This window comes from Pirellulales bacterium, assembly GCA_019694455.1.
Lineage (GTDB): Bacteria > Planctomycetota > Planctomycetia > Pirellulales > JAEUIK01 > JAIBBY01.
Map to the genome: position 1 here is coordinate 35347 of JAIBBY010000034.1, position 18185 is coordinate 53531.

Sequence of the window (18185 nt, forward strand, 5' to 3'; positions counted from 1 at the left end):
ACACAGGCGGAAGATCAGCGCCAGCGCCTGAACTCGATTTCAGAATTGGCGCGCAGCCTCGACGACCACCGCGCGCAGCGCATCAACTCGGCCGCAGGCCGGGCAAAGGGACACTCCCTGGCCGCTAGCGCTCGTCCGCTAGATCCGCTCGATGATCGTGCAGGTCGCCATGCCGTGGCCGATGCACATGGTTTGCAGGCCCAGCGTCCCGCCGGTCGCCCGCAAACCCTCGACCATCTTGGCCATCAGTCCCGCGCCGGTGCCGCCGAGCGGGTGCCCATGCGCGATTGCGCCTCCCCACGGGTTCACCTTGGCCATGTCGGGCTTGATCTCGCGGGCCCAGCCCAGCACCACATTGGCGAACGCCTCGTTGATCTCGATCCAGTCGATGTCCTTGATCGTGAGCCCCGCCTTCTTCAGCGCCTTCTGCGTGGCCGGGATCACGCCCGCCAGTTGCAGCGTGGGGTCGTCGCCAACCGCCACCCGCGCCAGAAAGCGGGCCTTCGGCTTGTACCCTTCGGCCTCGGCGACCTCGCGATTGCCAATCAGCACCGCCGCCGAACCGTCCGAAATCTGGCTGCTGTTGGCCGCCGTCACGGTGCCATCGGGGCGAAACACCGTCTTGAGGCTCGCGATCTTCGCCGGGTCGAGCGTATCGCGAATCCCCTCGTCGCGCGTGAGCGTCACCTTCTCCCCTTCGGCGGTCAATCCCTCGACGGGGATGATCTCCTTATTGCGCCCTTCCTTGGCGGCGACGCTGGCGCGGCGATGACTTTCCATCGAGTACTCGTCCGCCTCCTTGCGGCTGATCTTCCACTTATCGGCCATCCGCTCGGCGCTTTCCCCCTGATGCACCAGTTCAAACTGTTGAAACAGCATGGGGTTGAGCTTATCGAGTCCCCCCAGGTCGCTGAACATCGGGGCCCGCGTCATGTGCTCGACGCCGGCGCCGATGGAGTAATCAACATCCCCCGCCGCCGCCTGCTGCGCCGCGAAGTGAATCGCCTGCTGGGCAGAGCCGCACATCCGGTTGAGCGTGACCGCCGGCACTTCGACCGGAAAGCCCGCCAACAGCACCGCCAGCCGGCCGACGTTGGCGCCTTGCTCTCCCGCCTGGGTGACGCAGCCGGTGACGACATCCTCGATCTTGGCGGGGCTGATGCCCGTCCGCTCAACAAGGCCCTTGAGCGAGAGCGACAACAAGGTGTCGGGGCGAATTTCGCGAAACAGGCCATCACGCCGGGCAAACGGGGTGCGTACGGCGTCGATGATTACGGCTTGCGACATGACAGGCTCCTTGACTGGTTGGCTGAGCGGCGGCGAAGGCGATAAACGACAACAAACCGCCCCACGGGCGATCCGGCGATGGGCCAAGCAGTCACTAATTTAGCGACGGCAAAGGGCGTTGTCGAAGCCGGGCCGGGGAGGCGATAATTGGCGGGCCGCTACTGAGCTTTTCCTTTCACGGAATCATCCGAAACCATTTCCGCCAACCTTCAAGGGGCACCGATGACAATCCTCCCACGATTGGCCCAAGCCGCTCTGACACTCGCATTGTTTTTATTGGCGGGACAGGAAGCGAAGGCCCAATGGATTGATGGCGCGCCTGGCGCTCACGGCCTGGACGGCATGCCCGGCAGCGATGGGCAACCAGGTGGCAACGGCATGACGCGAGAAGTTGTTCCGGGCGTAGTGATCCTGCCCGGCCGTGGCGGCAATGGCGGCAATGGAGGCAACGGCCTGAACGGCACGCCGGGCGGGAACGGCGGACGCGGAGGGGACGGCGCCGATGGGTTGTTACTTTCGGAAACCTACGCTGATAGCTGGATCGCGCCAGATGGCGGCAATGGAGGAGCTGGAGGATCGGGTTATCTCAGTGGATGGTATTCGAATGGAGGTGATGGGGGCGACGGCGGCGATGTCGTTGCAGCCAACGTTGATGCTGTGCGCGCCGGCAATGGCGGAAACGGCGGGAGCGGCGGCGGCGAGATATATCACAGTGGCAGTGGCGGCAACGGTGGCAATGTCACCGCGACAAATGTCCTTGTCGCTGTTGGCGGAAATGGCGGACTGAGCGGCGTAAGCGAGAATCATTTTTCGCAGGGAAATGGAGGAAACGGTGGAGACGCCACCGCGACTAACTCAGCAGTTGGCAAGGCAAGCGCGACAGGAGGGCTCGGAGGATCGGCCAGCAGCACAGACGGCTTCGGCAATGGTGGAAACGGTGGAAACGCTTGGGCAGAGTCAACGCTCACCAATGCCATCGACTTGGTGACGGCGCAAGGCGGCGATGGCGGGTTTGGCGGCAATTGGGATGTGCCAGGCTTCAACTCCGGACACGGCGGCAGCGCGACGGCGATTGGCGGCGCGAACGTTGTCGCCACAGGGGGCGCGGGCGGCGCCAATGTGAATGGACAGGGAGGAGACGGTGGCAGCGCCACCGCAAGCGGACATGTCGTTGCGCCGGGAAGCTTCACATCAAATATCATCGCGACGGGTGGCAGCGGCGGCGGCCCAAGATTCTCAGGCGACCCGGGCGCTGGCAGCAACGGTGGAGATGCGACCGTGACAGGCGCCTACGCGGAAAGCACGACGGGCGGCGCAATCACGATCAATGCGACCGCTACCGGTGGAAACGGTGGGGCGAAGTATTCGGAACCGAACTCAGGCGGCGACGCAACGATCGTTGACGCGGCGTTCGCGAAGACGAGCGGGGCGGTTGTCCTGACGCAAACCGCAATTGCCGGTAATCCTGGCGCAGAACAATTTGGTGAACTAAGCGGCGAAAATGGCGGCAGCGCGACTTCGATTCTGCGCTATTCTCGACAGGACGCCGCGCCCACGACAGCATCGGTCATGGCAATCGCTGGCGAATCGGCGCAGCCCGGCAAAGGTGGCGATGCGTTGGCGCTCGTTGACGTCGCAACGTCAGGCGCAATCAACGTCAATGCGAAGGTCTTGCCAACCGATTTGCCGTACACCGGCCGTGCTCGTTACACAGGGCAGTTGGAGGCCCATGCTCGAGGAATCAGCACCGGAAACGCGCGAGTGGAGGTGACCGCTTCGATTGAGAAGCAGTCGTGGAATGACGCCGATCAAGTTGATTTGGTTCCTCGCCTGCAGGCAACCGCGGAAGCAATCAGCGCGGACCTTGCAATTGCTCGCGCGACCAACTCGCCCGTCACCGCACCTGGCATCAAGTACAGCGTATCACATGCAAAGGCGGTTGGCTCCCAAGCAGATGCGACCGCTCAATTTGGAAGCGTGAACGTCACCGAGGCTGCGGGACATAGCACCGGCCCTGTGCAGTCAATAGTTACATCGGCCACGGCCGTGCAAAACCAAGTGGGGTCATACGTCAGTACCCGGTCTGAGGCATACTTTGGTCGCGCGATGATGCCCGATCAAGTTGGCACCAGAGTGATCGCGGATCCACTCGATTGGGATGTGTATTCCTTGTATCAGCATAATGACCAATTGCGCGCGGTGGGTGTGGCCGACCCGCAAAGCAATACGCTCGCGATTGGCGAAATTCTTCACTTAAGCAACACGCAATTTGCCGATGTGAACAACCAAAACTCGGTTTCGATCGTCCTGGACGCCTCGCAGTTGAATCCGAACCAGGATTTGGGAATCGCCTACTATATCGCTTCCGGCGCCATCGGCAATTTGACTGGAGTTGCGTTTGATTGGTCCATCAGCCGCAACGGCGCCCCCGTACTGAATCAACACTTTGACGATCCAGCCGACATCGACAACTTTTTCGATGGCCCGCGTGCGCTTACGTATCTTGGCACAACGCTAGGTGACGTTGACGGCCCTATTCACCTCGACTTTGATCTGACCTCCGAGTTTACGGACACCATGCCATCGGGACACCAGTTTGGCTTTGTCCTGGTCACTCTCCCCAAACCGGGCGACGGCAACGACGATGGGGTGGCCGACGGAGCGGACTACACCTTATGGGCAGACAAATTCCACCGCGGTGGCTATTACGACGGCGTTTCAGGCGGTAACTTCAATCACGATTATTGGGTCGATGGCGCCGACTACACGATTTGGGCAGATCACGCCTCGCTGGGCAGTGCGGCATCGGCGGCCCTGCCCGTGCCCGAGCCGGCAACGCTAATCCTGGCCGCAATCGGCGGCTTGACCATCGCCGTTGTTGCCACCCGACGACCGCGAGCACAGATGGCGGCAGTGCAAACCGGCCGACACGCGTAGGTTCAAAAGCAGCAGGCGGAAGGGAACCGGGGATTGGCTCACTCGTCGTCGGGAGGAGCGGGATGAGCCCGCAAACGAAAGAACTCCGCGATTTCGGACTTGCCGGCGCCAGCGCTTGCCACGGACAACGTCAACGCCACCAGTCCCGCTTCGTCGGCGTCGATCTCGATGTCGTTCATCGCAAGAAAAATAACGGCGGCCGCCGCGCCCGTCCGCTTGTTTCCATCCAAAAACGGATGGTTTTGCACGATATGGTACAAATAGGCGGCCGCCATTTCGTATAGATCACTGTGCAGGCATTCGCCGCCAAAGGAAGCCTGCGGCATGGCAATCGCTGAGAGCAGCAGACCTGCGTCGCGCACACCGCCAATTCCGCCGTAGACTTCGATCAGACTACGATGTACGCGCATGACGCGATCCATGTCCAAGAAGCACGGAGTGTCCATGATGACTTACTCCGCCAGACGCTTCATGGCGCGGCCAAACCGCGCATGCACCATTTCCAGTGACTTCTGAAACTTTTTCTCTTCCTTGGAGTCGCGTACGGGCGTCAAGACGAGGCACTGCCCATCGCTCATGATCTCAAACGGAGTATCCGGCGTGGCGCGCAGCAGCTCCAAGATGGGCTTCTCGATGACCAGCGCGTAGCTGTTGCCGTGCTTGGTCAGGGACTTGATCATGGCGGGACTCCGTGGTTAGTACAATATGATACCAATATATCACCAATTGGCTCAATAGTCAATTTCGGGTCGGCGGATGCCAGGGGCTTGCGTCCCGGGCTAATGACACGTGCTCCATTGGGGCACGCTGGCCGCAGGCCACAGACGCAATTCGTGCCCTGGAGCCATAACAACTCGCCTCATACCACCGCATCAGGGCCAACCTTCACCAGCATCTTGCCGAGGTTGTCGCCGCGAAAGAGACCCAAGAACGCCTCGGGGGCTTTATCAAGACCTTCGACCACCGTCTCGCGCCACTTCAGTTTGCCCTGGCCGATCCAGCCCCCCATGTCGGCCAAAAACTGATCGCGCAGGTCGGCGTGATCGGTGACGATGAAGCCTTGAATCCGCAGCCGACGCGGGATGACCAGCCCCAAGTTGCTCGGCCCCGGCTCGGCGCTGGTGGCGTTGTACTGCGAGATCATCCCGCACACCACGATGCGGCCAAAGTCCTTCATGTTGGCCAGCGCCGCATCGAAGTGCGCTCCCCCCACATTCTCGAAGTAGACATCGATCCCCTCCGGCAGCGCCTTGGCCACCGCCTTGGTCAGGTCCCCCGCGTCGCGATAGTTGATCGCCTCGTCGGCGCCCGCCTCGCTCTTGAGCCAGGCCGCCTTCTCCGCCGAGCCGGTGCTGCCAACCACGCGGGCGCCCTTGGCCTTGGCGATCTGGCAGACCACCGAGCCCACCGCCCCCGCCGCACCGGAGACAAACACCGACTCCCCTTCCTTGAGCGCGCCAACCTTGAGCAGTCCCGCATACGCCGTGAGCCCGGGCATGCCGAGCACGCCCAGATGCGCCTGGATCGGCGCAAGCTTGGGGTCAATCTTGCCGACGCCGGCGCCACTAGTGATCCAATACTCGCGCCAGCCGTTCATGCCCAGCACATAGTCGCCGGCGCGATAGCGATCGTGCTTCGACTCGACGACTTGTCCCACGCAGCCGCCGGCCAGCGGTTGACCAACTTCGAACGGCGCCACGTAGCTGCGGCGATCCATCATGCGACCGCGCATGTACGGATCGACCGACATCCAGATGTTGCGCACCAAAAACTGCCCCTCCTTGATCTCGGCGACCGGGGCCTCAGCCATTTCAAAGGTCTCGGCGGTCGGCAGGCCAACGGGGCGCTCACGGAGGCGAATCTCTCGGCTGACTGCGGGTCGCATGCTGCAATCTCCCTCGTTGGATCGACGCTCAAATCGATGGTGAAACGCTCGCGAGTTTAGCAGAAACAGGGCGCGGCGTCCCACCGGCGCCGCTATCTTGCCGGCTCCTATGCGATGAACGACACTGGACCAGCGACGAGATTCAAATAGTCCCCGCGACCACATGATGCCACGCGACTCGATTCGACGATTGAACTGGCAACAATACCGCCAACTGTTTGCAGCGCTTGCGCTCTGCGCGGCAGCGGCAGGCCACGCCGCCGCGGACGAACCGATCGAGCGGCAGACGCTGTTTGCCGCCGACACGCACGGTTATCACACCTTTCGGATCCCCAGCCTGATTGCGACGCCGGGCGGCACGGCCATTGCCTTCTGCGAAGGGCGCAAACAGTCGACCTCCGACGCCGGCGACATCGATCTTGTGATGCGCGCCAGCAACGATGGCGGTAAAACCTGGAATCCGCCGCGCGTCATCTGGGACGACGGCGCCAACACCTGCGGCAACCCCTGCCCAGTGATCGACCTCGCCACCGGCGCGGTGCATCTGCTGCTCACCCACAACCGGGGCGACGATGCCGAAAGTGAAATTGTCGGCGGCACGGCTCAAGGCTCGCGTACTGTGTGGCAGATGACCTCGACCGATGACGGCGCCACCTGGAGCCCGCCGCGCGAGATCACTCCTCAAGTGAAACGCGACCACTGGACCTGGTACGCCACCGGGCCGGGCGTCGGCATCCAGACCAGCGCCGGCCGATTGCTCATTCCGTGCGATCACACCACGGCCGGCGACCGGGCGATGTGCTCGCACGTCATCTACAGCGACGATCATGGCCAGCGCTGGCAGATCGGCGGAGTGGTGGGACCGCGGCTCAACGAGTGCCAGATTGCGGAGCTATCCGACAAATCGCTGCTGCTCAACATGCGCAGTTATCACAAACAGGGCTGCCGCTTCGCAAGCAAGAGTGACGATGGCGGCCTAACTTGGACTGTGCCCGAGCCAGACCGCGCGCTGATTGAACCGGTCTGTCAGGCGTCGCTATTGCGCTGGTCGCCGGGCGATGCCGCGGATCGGCGGTTGCTGTTCGCCAATCCCGCGAGTCTGAAACGAGAACGACTGACGGCGCGCCTGAGCCGGGACGATGGCGCCACGTGGCCCCTGTCGCGCGTGTTGCACACCGGCCTGGCCGCGTATTCCTGCCTGGCGCGCTTGAAAAACAATCAGGTGGCCTGCCTCTACGAATGCGGCAACGAGTCGCCGTACCAGCGCATCGAACTGGCCACATTCGATTTGGATTGGTTCGACGAGCGGCATTGATCGAAGATGGCGACAAGTGGAACACAGCGCGTGACGAAGTCCGACGACTATCAGGTCGATTTTCTCTCCGCCGTGCAGGCGATTCGCTGGCCCGCGCCCCCCAAGCCCGATGGCGCCATGGCGCTGGCGCTGTTGTTTCAACTGGAGCAGTCGCAGTGGTGGTCGGCCCAGCGCTTGCGCCGCCGGCAGTTCGATCAATTGGCCGAGGTGGTCGGCCATGCCGCGCGCACCGTACCATTTCATGCGCAGCGACTTGCCGACGCCGGCATCTCCGCAGCGCGCGAGAATCTCGAAGCCAATTGGTCGCGCCTGCCAATTTTAACGCGGCACGATGTGCAGTCGCTCGGCGAAGCCCTTTGCAGCAAGAAACTTCCCCCCGCGCATGGGCCCACGCGGATGCATGTCACCGGTGGCTCGACCGGCGAGCCGGTGCGCGTGTGGGGGACCGCGGTCACGGCGCTCGCCTGGCGGGTGTTCACGCTACGCGAGCATCTGTGGCATCGGCGCGACTTTCGCTCCACACTGGCGGCGATGCGCTTTGTCGACCACGAGGCGGCCCGGCCGCCGCAAGGCGCGCGCTCGCGCAACTGGGGACCGGCGACCGACGGACTGATCGCCACCGGGCCTTGTGCGATCTTGACGATTCATTCCAGCACCGCGGAGCAGGCGGACTGGCTCCAGCGGCAACAACCGGGTTACTTATTGTCATACCCTTCGGCGCTCAACGCGCTGGCCCGTTACTGCCTGAAGAACAACATTCGTCTTCCGAGTCTCCAGCAGATTCGCACGTTCGGCGAAGTGCTGGAACCTGAGACGCGCGCCGCCTGCCGAGAGGCTTGGGGCGTGCCAGTTGTCGACGTTTATAGCTCCGAGGAATTTGGCTACCTGGCGATGCAATGCCCTGATCACGAGCACTATCACGTGCAGTCAGAGAATGTGCTGGTCGAGGTGCTAGACGACGGCGGCCGGTCCTGTGCCGCGGGCGAAATTGGCCGCGTAGTCGTGACCAGCCTGCACAACTTTGGCATGCCGCTTTTGCGCTACGACATTGGCGACTACGCCGAAGTCGGCCCGCCGTGCGATTGCGGACGCGGCCTGCCGGTGCTGCGCCGCATTCTGGGTCGGCAGCGCAATATGTTCGTGCTGCCCGACGGTCAAACGCGCTGGCCGATGTTCGACGCCAGCGCGCTCGCTTCGGTGTTTCAAGAGTTGCCGCCGATTCGCCAGTTTCAGATCACGCAGCGCACAACGACCGAGATCGACGTCAATCTGGTATCGGCCCGTCCCCTCACGGGCGAAGAAGAGGAACACATTCGCCACTACCTGCAGCGCGGCCTCGGTTACGCTTTTGCGGTCGCCTTCTGCTATGTTGACGAGATTCCCCGCACGCGGCGCGGCAAGTTTGAAGAGTTCCGCTCGCAGGTGCCGCTACCGCGGTGACGTCCCACTGGTTGCGAGTCGCGCGTGAGCTCCCACCTCGATAGCGAAATGCCCGTGCGCCGCGGCACCGTCACCACGCTACGGCGCGTCGCCACGTTGACCGCCGTCGAGCGCGATCAGTTGTTTCAACTGCTCGGCGAGCATTTTCAAGGCGTCGAACGCCGACAGTTTGACCTCGATCTCGATGAAAAGCCGTGGGTGTTCGTGGTCAGCGATCGCGAAACGGGCGCGCCGGTCGGCTTCTCGACTCTGATGCGTCTCGATACGACGGTCGACGGCGAGCCGGTGGTGGCGTTCTTCTCGGGCGACACCGTGATTCGCCCGGAGTATGCGAACGACCGGCAGTTTATACGCGCCATCGGCCAACTGTTGTTCAGCACGGCCGCCGAGCTGCCCGAGTCGCGAGTCTATTTTTTGCTGCTCACCTGCACCTACCGCAGCTATCGATTTTTGCCGGGCTTCTTTCGCGAGTATTATCCGCGGCGCGAGCAGCCGACGCCCGTCGCGATTCAGCAATTGATGAACGCCTTGACGCGGCTCAAGTTTCCGAATGAGTACGACGCCACAGCGGGCGTGGTCCGCCCCGCGCATGTCACCCCGGTGCGCGAGGATCGCGTGCCGCAGCCGGGCCGACACGAGAGCGATCCCGACGTGGAGTTTTTCCTCGCCGCAAATCCCGGCTACGCGCAGGGGCACTTTTTGGTGTGCCTGACGCCGCTCGGAGACGACAATCTGAACCCGCTCGGATTGGCTTTCTTTGGCCGTCAGAGATAACCGTCTGGGGAAGAAAGCCATCGTGGCTTTCTTCCCTCTCGCCGCGAGCGCAGCGAAGCTGCTGCAGCTCGCAAAATCGCGACAGTAGTCGTGAGTTTGTGAATTGCGTCCTGCAATTCGCGCAGCTCGGTGAATTCTTCCCCGAGCAGCTAATCTAAGGCGTATCGGTCTTGGTCTCGCCGGGCTGGTCGCCGCTGAGCAAATCTTCTGTCAGCTTGAGCAGGAACCATTCGTCGACTGTGGTCGAATCGCCCCAGATCTCGTCGACCGCGGCATCGTCGAGCACCGTCGATCCGGTGGACAGATAGTTCGTGCCGTTCACTCCGACCACGGAACCGGAGCCATTGGTGATATTGGCCACGCGATCAACGTACGTTCGGGCGCTGGTCCATTCGGCGCGGATTGCGGCTAGCGCGACTTGGTCGTGGGTGACATCGCCGCCGACCAAGATGTCGCCGCCGAACCCGGCTGGACCAACGAGCGCCGCCCAGCCGTAGATGGCGTCGGCGCCGGTTCCACCAATGACGATATCCGCGCCCTCGCGCTCGCCGTCGGTTGCACTACCCATAAAGTCGCCGCTGAGCGTGTCGTTGTCGGCGCCGCCGTGGATGATGTCGCTGCCCCCCTCGCCGCCATCGCCGCCAAAGTCGCCGACAATAATGTCATTGCCAGACTCGCCAAAGATGGCATCATCACCCCCTTCGCCGCCATCGAGGCCAAAATCGCCATAGATGGTGTCGGCGCCGCTGCCGCCCGCGATCGAATCGTCGCCTCCCTCGCCGCCGTCGCCACCGGCATCGCCGTAGACTGTGTCGGCGCCAGCGCCGGCGCTAATGTTGTCGTTGCCCCCTTCGCCGCCATCACCGCTGAAATCGCCATAGATCAAGTCGTCGCCATCGCCCCCCACGATCACGTCGTTGCCGCCGGCGTTCAGTTCACCCAGGCCGTCGCCAGACAGGTCGCCGAAGAGGCGGTCGCCAATAGCGCCACCGGTGAGCGTGTCGTGTCCGAGCCCTCCAATCAGCGTGGCCGCCGTGGTTGTGAGCAGCGCGGCGCCAAGTTCGTCGTCGCCAGCCAGCGCGTTTGCGATCACGCGGCCCGTTACACCGGTGAAGGTTTGATCGAGCGCGAAGACGGCGCCGTTCTCCAGCAGCGTTTGCACGCGGATGGCGCCTGGACCGAGTTGCTCGAAGACGAGATGATCGGCGCCGGCCGTGCCTGTGTAGTACAGGCTGGTGAGCAACGGATTGTCAAGATCGGCCGCCAACGACACGCCCGACACGAAGATTGGCAGCGTGGCCGTGGCGCCAACGCCTCCGTCGTCGTCAACGGCTCGCAATCGCACTTGGAGCGCCGCGTTGTTGGCAAAGACATGCGACACGCTTTGATTCGCCGGGCCGGCTGCGGTGGATTCGTCGTAAATCCCGTCTCCATTCCAATCGATCTGGAACACGAAGCTGCCCGCTTGATCGACGCCGGACGGATCGACCGCGGAAAGATTGAAAATAGCGCTCTGTCCACGCAGCACATTGGTGGGACCGGTCACTCCGGCGCTGGGAGCGAGGTTGTTCAGCGTGAGCGCGACGGGTGAACTGGTGAGCGAATGGCCCAGCCCGTCGTCGACGCGCACACGAACATTGAAACCGGCGGGGCCGTCGGCAATTCCAAGCGCCGTCAATTGCGACCAGTTGAGCACGGGCGCGATGCCGCTGGCGTCGCCAAAGACATTGTCGCCGTTCACGTCCCAACTGTAGTTGAACGTGCCGACGCCAGTGGCCGACGCGGCGAGCGCCAGCGAGGCGCCTTCATCCACCGCGTACGGTCCGCCGGCGCTCGCGCTGGTCGGGCCAATCTGATAAGCCACCGTGAGCTGCGGCCGGTTGGCAATGGTCGATGCGTCGCTCGAATCGACCCGCCAGCCATCCGTCCCGCTCAGTGGATGGATCACCCAGCCGCGGGTGCTGAGCGCGATGTTGTCCGACCAGGTCTGCAAATCCGCGGTGACGTCGAAATTCACGAATCCGCCCAGCGCGTTGGGACCATTCACCAGATCCGTGGCGATAGCGACCGCCTCGATGCCATCGAGACTGACACCACCTGACATGTTGTCCCAGGTGGCGGATTCGCTCCAGGTGGAGAGCATGCGATGCAGCGTGAAGAGCGAACCCGATTGGTCGTTCGAGGACGTGCCCGTGCGGAGCGTCAACGTGGCGCTGACGATCGTCGCGCCGTCCGGGATCGGGCCGCCGCCGCGCGAGGCGAACAGCGAATTGAAACGGATCAGGCCTTGCACGATCTGAGCCGGCGTCTCCGCCGTGCCCAGATCGTCGTCGCCATCGCTGACGATCTTGGTGCTCGTGCCGTGCAGCACGCTCGATTCATCTTGGTGCAAGTAGGTGTCCAAGGCGGCGCCGTAGCCGTTCTCGCCATTACGAAACGCGACCTGAATCGGCAGCGAGGTGTCGACCGTCACGGTCAACGTGATCGGCGCGAGCGGGTTGTTGTTAAGGTCTTCGATGCCCGACGTCAGCGAAATCGCGTAGGTTCCACTGCCAAAACTGCCGCCGATCGGCGTGAGCGTGATTCGGTTGGCGCCGCCGTCGTAGCCGAAGGAATAATCAACGCCCAGGACCAACGGCGCGGCGTCCCTGGTCATCGAGACCACTGCGGCCACGACCGACGCGTCGTCGACGCCATCGCCCATGTCCGAAAGCTGAATCTGCAGATCAGCCTGCGCGGCGCTGACCAGCACCTGCTGAAATGCCGGGTCCTGGTCGCTGGGCCCATTGTCGAGCGGCGCCAACACGGCGGCGCTGGGCGGAATGGAGTCAGGCCCGCCACTGATGACGAAGCTGTCGAGCGTTTGCCCCGTGTCGGAGACGTAGCTGTAAACCAACTGGTTCGGCGTGACGTCGATCTTGCCAAATCCAAACTGCATCGGCACGGTGGTTGCCGAGTCGATGCCGACGGCCACGTGCGAACTGGCGAACGCGGCGTCGCCGGCGCCATAGCCCAGGCCGACTCCGCCGGTGCCTTGGATCACCAGGTTTAGCCCAGCGCCCTTGGCGTAGTTGTTGTCGGTGTCGACCAGGTAGGTGGGGGTGGCGCCCACGCGTCCCGTCAAGGGATAGCTGCGCTGATAGTTGTGCGTGTGGCCGGCAAGAAACAGATCGACCGCGGCCCCGCCGGCGCCAAGCCGCGACACCACTTGCTCGTAGTAGTTGTCGTCGGCGGTGTGCTCAGTGTGGCTGATCAGCGAGATCACCGGATGATGTCCGTACACCACCACCCATCGCGGCGGATTGGGTCGGGCACGCGCCGCGGCGATGTCAGCCTCGGCCCAGTCGAGTTGCTTGTCGAGCGCGGTCGCGTTTTGCCACAGATTGGTGTCGAACGAGACAAAATGCACGGAACCGTAGTCGAACGAGTAGTTCTTCTCAGTCTGCACGTCAGTGTCGAACGCCAGTCCCACCGGACTGGTCGAGCCTTGCACTGGGATTGGCAGCGAATAGTTGTCTCGCGCCGCCTGCCCATTGGCCGAACCGACGTCGTGATTGCCAAAGCCGTAATAGTCGACGTGGGTTTGGTTGTAAGTGGTGAGCGGCGCGTTCTTGGAGGGATCGAGCCGCAAGTCGTGCTCGGCGTGCGTGCCGGAGGTGTAGATGTTGTCGCCCAGTAGCACAGAAAATGCCGGATCAACCAGGTTGATCCGCTCTTGCACTCCGATGAAATCGGCCGGCGGGTCGCCCACGGCCGAGTCGCCATACGCGACAAACGAAAAGTTTTGGTTGTCGCCAGCAGCCAGCCGCGTGTGGAACGTGTTTTGGTAGGTGGCGATCGGATTGCCGCCCCGCAAGTGCGTGATCTGGTAGTCGTAATCATCGTCGAAGTTAAGGCCGGTTAGCGTGGCCGAATGGACAATCCGCCCACTCACTCCGGTCACAATCTGGGCGTTCAGTGTGGCGCTGGTCCAACTACCAGCGCCGTTCTCGCGATACTCGGCGGTGAAGGTGTCGGTATCTTGCGCGCCGGTGGTTTGCCACAGTACCTCGGCTTGATCCGCGCCGCCGTTTAAGCCGTCGAGCGGGGCGTTGCCCAATTGCAGGTACGGTGTGTGATTGACCGTGAAAGCCAGCAACCGGCGATCTTCAAGCAGCTCCAGCAGCATCCGACGCGCGGGGGGAGACTTTTTTCCATCGAGAGGGGCATAAGAGCGTCGAGGTGTGCGGAGTCGCATGTTGCTCGCTCGTTTGGCTGAGAATCACGCGCCCCAATATGAGATTTCAGAAGAGAGTATATCGAGCGTCACAGCGCGACAGTAGCGCCGCGAGCGCGCCCAGCAGGTGAGATTTGCTTCACATTCTGGCGCGTTGATCGTCTGGAATTCGAGCAATCCGGATCGCCTACCATACTCCGCCGTCCCCCTTTGTCAGGTCCGCCGGCCTGGCACGTATCACCGGCAGGCCAACGAGCGGCTGGGCTGCTGCGCGAAGTGGAACCCGCGCTCGCCACTTAGGCGCCGTGCGCTTGTTTTGGCCCTTCTATTGGACGTCGTCCTTAGGTAATGGGGGACGAGAGCGCGATTGAGGATAATGTTGCCCCCAACGATTCCCAGCGATAAAAAGCGGTTGGAGTGTTTGCCTGTGACAACTTCAATTCGTCTCATTGCGAAGGCGCGTGGCGTCATGTCCGTTCAACGATCGTTTTGCGTCGTTCTCGTCGTGGTCGCGCAGCTCGCCAGCCCGGCGCTGGCGGCCGAAAGCTACGAGCAATTGGTCGAACGGTATGGCGACTCGTTCAATCGCGGCGACTTCAAATCCGCCGAGGACGCGGCGCGCAAAATTCTCGCCGCCAACGAGCGGGCACAACCGCCCGACCGCGTGGAAGTAGCCCGCGCCATAATACTGGTGGGCGCGGCCGTGGGGGCCCAGTATCGCTACGCCGACGCGTTGACTTTGTACGACCGCGCCGAGCCGATGCTGCGCGAAAGCGACCCGTCCCAGGCCGAATTGCTGGCCGAGTTGCTCGACCGCCGCGGCATCGCCTATCAGCGCACCGATCGGCTCGCCGACGCGCAACAGGCGCTCGAGCGGGCGATCGCGATTCGCACTCGGCTCCACGGCGCCGATAGCCCCGAGCTAGTCGACGCGCTGGAGAACCTTGGCGATCTGTTCGACGACATCGGAAAAGCGAAAGAATCTGAAGAACTATTCTTGCGCGCCACGCGCATCGAACGCGCGGCGCACGGCGACTCGTTGCTGCTGGCCAACGTGCAGATGGACCTCGCCAATCTGTATAAGGAACTGGGCCGCAACCGCGAGGCCGAGTCGCTCGTCAAGCAGGCCCTGGCCATCCGCGAGACCAAGCTGGGCGGCAACGATGCCGCCGTGGGTCACTGCCTCAGCGCCCTGGCGTCGATCTATGCCAGCGAAGGCCGCTACGCCGAGGCCGAACAGTTGCATAAGAAAGGCAACGCGATCGACCTCAAGTACTACGGGCCGCAGCACCCCGAATACGCCAAGGGTGTCGGCAATCTTGCTTATATGTATGCCGAGCAAGGCCGTTACGCCGAGGCCGAGCCTCTCATGCGGCAAGCGCTCGCCATCTTCGAGAAATCGGTCGGGCCGGACTCCGCGATTGTAGCCATCGCTCTGTCGCACCTGGCGATCGTACTAATCGACCAGGGGCGCGAAGTCGAAGCCCTCCCGCTGATGCAGCGCGTGCTGGCGATTCGCGAACGAGTCTATGGCCCCGATCATCCCGCTGTGGCCATGAGCCTCAACAATCTGGCCAACCGCCACACCCTGGACCGCAAGTACGAAGAAGCCGAAAAACTCTATCGCCGCGCGCTGGCCATCTTCGAAAAGGCGCTTGGCAAAGAACATCCTCGCGCGTGGGAAATCGTAAACAATCTCGGCTACCTGGCCTTTCTCCAAGAGCGATACGACCAGGCCGACGAGCTGTGGACGAGCGTGCTCGCCTGGCGCGAGAAAACGCTCAGCGCCGATGACCCAGAGACTGGCCGCTCTTACTACAACATCGGCAAACTCCGCGCCGCGCAAGATCGACACGCCGAGGCCATCGACTCCTTTGACCGCGCCATCGAAATTTGGGAGCGCGTCGGCATGCCCGCCCATGCGCGCGCCGACGCGCATGGCCGCCGCGCCAATTCGCTCTGGGCGCTGGGGCAGCGCAACGAGGCCGTCGCCGACCTGCGCCGAGCAATGGACCTGGCCGAGGAGCAGCGCGGCCAGTCGTCGGGCGGCGAACAGGATCGCGCTACCGCGTTTGCCGAATTAAGAGATGCATTCACTTTGATGGTCGCCTGGCAAGCGGAGCTAAACGATCCGAACGAGGCGTTTACCGCCATGGAACGCTCGCGGGCGCGCTCGCTGCTCGATGAATTCAACGCTGGCGACGCCGATCTCCACGCCGGCCGCTCCGCCGCCGAACGGACGCAGCTTAAACAGCGCGAGAACGAGCTGAATGCCCGGATTCGTTCGCTGGAGTCACAGGTCGCCGCCGCCAGCGACGAGAATCGCGCCAAGCTGGAAGCCGACCTGACCCAAGCCCGCGAAGAACTGTACGCCTTCTATCGCGAGCTCCGCGCGACGAGCGAAGTGTACCGCTCGCTATTGGCCACCGGCGGCAGCCGGCCCCGGATTGGTCAAATCCAGCGCCGCGTCGTCGGCGCCGATGGGCTGATGCTGTCGTACATGATCGGCGACGAAGCGACCTTTGTCTTGGCCCTGGACGGAACCAAAGCGAAGATCAGCAAGCTCGACATCACGACGGAGGACGCAAAGGCGCTCGGCATCGAGGCGGGTCCGCTCACGGCCGACAAGCTTCACACCCTGCTGATCGGCGAGAAAAACGACGGCCTCGTTTCGCAACTGGCCAAACCGTCGACGGCGCTCTCGGCGCTCCCCAAGTTGGCCGCGCTATGGAACACGCTAATTCCCACTGAAGCCCGCGAGGCCATTCTCTCCGGCAACCTCCAGCGTTTGGTTGTCATTCCCGATGGCGCGCTGGCGTTTTTGCCCTTCGAGACGCTCGTCGTTGAACCCGGTCCACAGCCGCGCTATCTCCTCGATGTGGGACCGCCGATCGTCTATGGCCCCTCGGCCAGCGTCCTCTACAGTCTCGACTCGCGCCAGCCGGCCGCCGGTGGCGTCGTCCTCTCGCTGGGCGATCCGGTCTATAACCAGACGCCGCGCGACCCCCAATTGGCCCAGACGCCGCGCAATAGTACGATCGACCGCGCCGCGCGTTTTGGTATGAAGCTGGCGCCCTTGCCGAACTCGGGCAAGGAGTCGCGCTGGGTGTGCGATCTATTCGCCAAGGCCGGCGCCGAGGCGGTCAGCCTCACGGGCAACAGAGCCACCGAAGCCGAATTGCGCCGCCGCGCCGAGGCGTGCCGCATCTTGCACCTGGCCTGTCATGGCGTCAGCGATCAAGAGTACAGCAATCTCTTCGGCGCGCTGTTGGTGTCGCCTGGTCCGACCGCCGCCAGCGATCCGGCCGACGATGGGCAGATCACCCTGCCCGAGATTTACGAATTGAACCTCAAGAACTGTGACCTGGCGATCTTGAGCGCTTGCCAGACCAACTTCGGCCCGCAACAGCAAGGCGAAGGGGTCTGGGCGTTGTCGCGCGGCTTTTTGGTGGCCGGCGCGCGGCGCGTGGTGGCCAGCAATTGGATTGTCGACGACGCGGCCGCGGCGAGCCTGATTTCCTATTTCTGCGGCGGCTGCGCCAAGCCCAACGACGCCGGCGCCATTGACTATGCCGCCGCGCTACATGCGGCCAAGCTGTGGGTCCGCCAGCAATCGCAATGGCAAAGCCCGTTTTACTGGGGCAGCTTTGAGCTCGTCGGCATGCCGTGACGCCAATCACCACCGCGCTGATCGCATTTCGTCCGTGAGCAGAATGTCGTGCCGCAACGACTTCAGTCGCGCTATGCCCGCTGGCGTGACCTTGGAGTTATCGAACGAAACATAATCGAGATTCGACATGCCCGCCACGGCGTCAATGCAGGAATCGTCGACCAGGGTGCGACTGAGGAACAGCGTATTCAAGGCGCCGTAGCGTCCGAGCGGTGCGAACGCCGCGGACGTGATCTGCGTGCCGCTGAGATCGAGTACATTGAGCGCCGGCTTGGCGCCCAAGGCGGCAACGCCCGCATCGGTCAGCGGACAGTCGGTGATTGATAGACTGGTCAACGACGTTTGCGGGGCCAGGTGCGCGGCGTCCGCATCCGTCAAGTGGCAGTTCGTCAAGTGCAGCACGGTTACCTGTGGCGTGGCGGCGACTTGTCGAAGGAACGCCGCCGTGATGGCGGCATCCTTGAGATACAAGCTGGTCAGCGACGGAACGCGCAGCGCGATGCAAGCGAATTCATCGTCCATCGCGCGCCCCGACAGTCCAATATGCTCCAGCGTCGACGACTGCGCAAGTCGCTCGATGCCGGCCGGAGAAATCGCCTGCGATCCCAGAGTCAAATGCTCGAGCCTGAGCTTGGACGCGATTTTCTCCAGCCCAAGGTCG

General features: G+C 63.0%; 11 protein-coding genes. 5 read left to right on the plus strand and 6 right to left on the minus strand.

What is annotated here, in order from left to right; translation table 11 throughout:
- Positions 1-138 precede the first annotated feature (138 nt).
- On the minus strand, positions 139-1287 hold the full coding sequence (locus tag K1X71_14225) for a thiolase family protein (protein MBX7074298.1): 1149 nt from the start codon (positions 1285-1287) through the stop codon (positions 139-141).
- Positions 1288-1794: 507 nt separating this feature from the next.
- Between K1X71_14225 and K1X71_14230 the strand changes: the two genes are divergently transcribed.
- A complete protein-coding gene (locus tag K1X71_14230) occupies positions 1795-4224 on the plus strand; it encodes a PEP-CTERM sorting domain-containing protein (GenBank protein MBX7074299.1) in 2430 nt (809 codons plus the stop codon).
- A gap of 38 nt (positions 4225-4262) precedes the next feature.
- Here K1X71_14230 and K1X71_14235 read toward each other — a convergent pair whose 3' ends face one another.
- The 3 genes from K1X71_14235 to K1X71_14245 all read right to left on the minus strand — a co-directional run bounded on the left by K1X71_14235 (position 4263) and on the right by K1X71_14245 (position 6109).
- Entirely contained in the window at positions 4263-4670 is a 408-nt protein-coding gene (locus tag K1X71_14235; GenBank protein ID MBX7074300.1) for a type II toxin-antitoxin system death-on-curing family toxin, read from the minus strand.
- 6 nt (positions 4671-4676) lie between these two features.
- Positions 4677-4904, minus strand: coding sequence for a hypothetical protein (locus K1X71_14240; protein ID MBX7074301.1), 228 nt, complete (start codon positions 4902-4904; stop codon positions 4677-4679).
- A gap of 179 nt (positions 4905-5083) precedes the next feature.
- Positions 5084-6109, minus strand: coding sequence for an NADP-dependent oxidoreductase (locus tag K1X71_14245; GenBank protein MBX7074302.1), 1026 nt, complete (start codon positions 6107-6109; stop codon positions 5084-5086).
- Positions 6110-6275: 166 nt separating this feature from the next.
- Here K1X71_14245 and K1X71_14250 point away from each other — a divergent pair, with 166 nt between their 5' ends.
- From K1X71_14250 to K1X71_14260, 3 genes are read left to right on the plus strand one after another with little or no spacing between them, the layout of a single operon-like run.
- Positions 6276-7424 carry a glycoside hydrolase gene (locus K1X71_14250; GenBank protein ID MBX7074303.1) on the plus strand — a complete coding sequence of 383 codons (1149 nt, stop codon included), beginning with the start codon at positions 6276-6278 and terminating at the stop codon, positions 7422-7424.
- Between the two features lie 30 nt (positions 7425-7454).
- Positions 7455-8864 (plus strand): hypothetical protein, encoded by a 1410-nt coding sequence (locus K1X71_14255; protein MBX7074304.1) that lies wholly within the window; start codon positions 7455-7457, stop codon positions 8862-8864.
- A 24-nt stretch (positions 8865-8888) separates the two neighbouring features.
- Positions 8889-9638, plus strand: coding sequence for a hypothetical protein (locus K1X71_14260; protein ID MBX7074305.1), 750 nt, complete (start codon positions 8889-8891; stop codon positions 9636-9638).
- Between the two features lie 154 nt (positions 9639-9792).
- Here K1X71_14260 and K1X71_14265 read toward each other — a convergent pair whose 3' ends face one another.
- Positions 9793-13875 (minus strand): DNRLRE domain-containing protein, encoded by a 4083-nt coding sequence (locus K1X71_14265; GenBank protein MBX7074306.1) that lies wholly within the window; start codon positions 13873-13875, stop codon positions 9793-9795.
- A gap of 448 nt (positions 13876-14323) precedes the next feature.
- Here K1X71_14265 and K1X71_14270 point away from each other — a divergent pair, with 448 nt between their 5' ends.
- Positions 14324-17524: a tetratricopeptide repeat protein gene (locus K1X71_14270; GenBank protein MBX7074307.1), complete on the plus strand. Its 3201-nt coding sequence runs from the start codon at positions 14324-14326 to the stop codon at positions 17522-17524.
- Positions 17525-17530: 6 nt separating this feature from the next.
- Here K1X71_14270 and K1X71_14275 read toward each other — a convergent pair.
- On the minus strand, positions 17531-18185 hold a 655-nt coding region (locus K1X71_14275), incomplete at its 5' end, for a hypothetical protein (GenBank protein MBX7074308.1).

Excerpts from the sequence above, each read along its gene's own strand:
- K1X71_14225 (MBX7074298.1), bottom strand. The coding sequence starts at position 1,287 with ATGTCGCAAGCCGTAATCATCGACGCCGTACGCACCCCGTTTGCCCGG.
- K1X71_14235 (MBX7074300.1), bottom strand. The coding sequence starts at position 4,670 with ATGGACACTCCGTGCTTCTTGGACATGGATCGCGTCATGCGCGTACAT.
- K1X71_14240 (MBX7074301.1), bottom strand. The coding sequence starts at position 4,904 with ATGATCAAGTCCCTGACCAAGCACGGCAACAGCTACGCGCTGGTCATC.
- K1X71_14245 (MBX7074302.1), bottom strand. The coding sequence starts at position 6,109 with ATGCGACCCGCAGTCAGCCGAGAGATTCGCCTCCGTGAGCGCCCCGTT.
- K1X71_14250 (MBX7074303.1), top strand. The coding sequence starts at position 6,276 with ATGCCACGCGACTCGATTCGACGATTGAACTGGCAACAATACCGCCAA.
- K1X71_14265 (MBX7074306.1), bottom strand. The coding sequence starts at position 13,875 with ATGCGACTCCGCACACCTCGACGCTCTTATGCCCCTCTCGATGGAAAA.
- K1X71_14270 (MBX7074307.1), top strand. The coding sequence starts at position 14,324 with ATGTCCGTTCAACGATCGTTTTGCGTCGTTCTCGTCGTGGTCGCGCAG.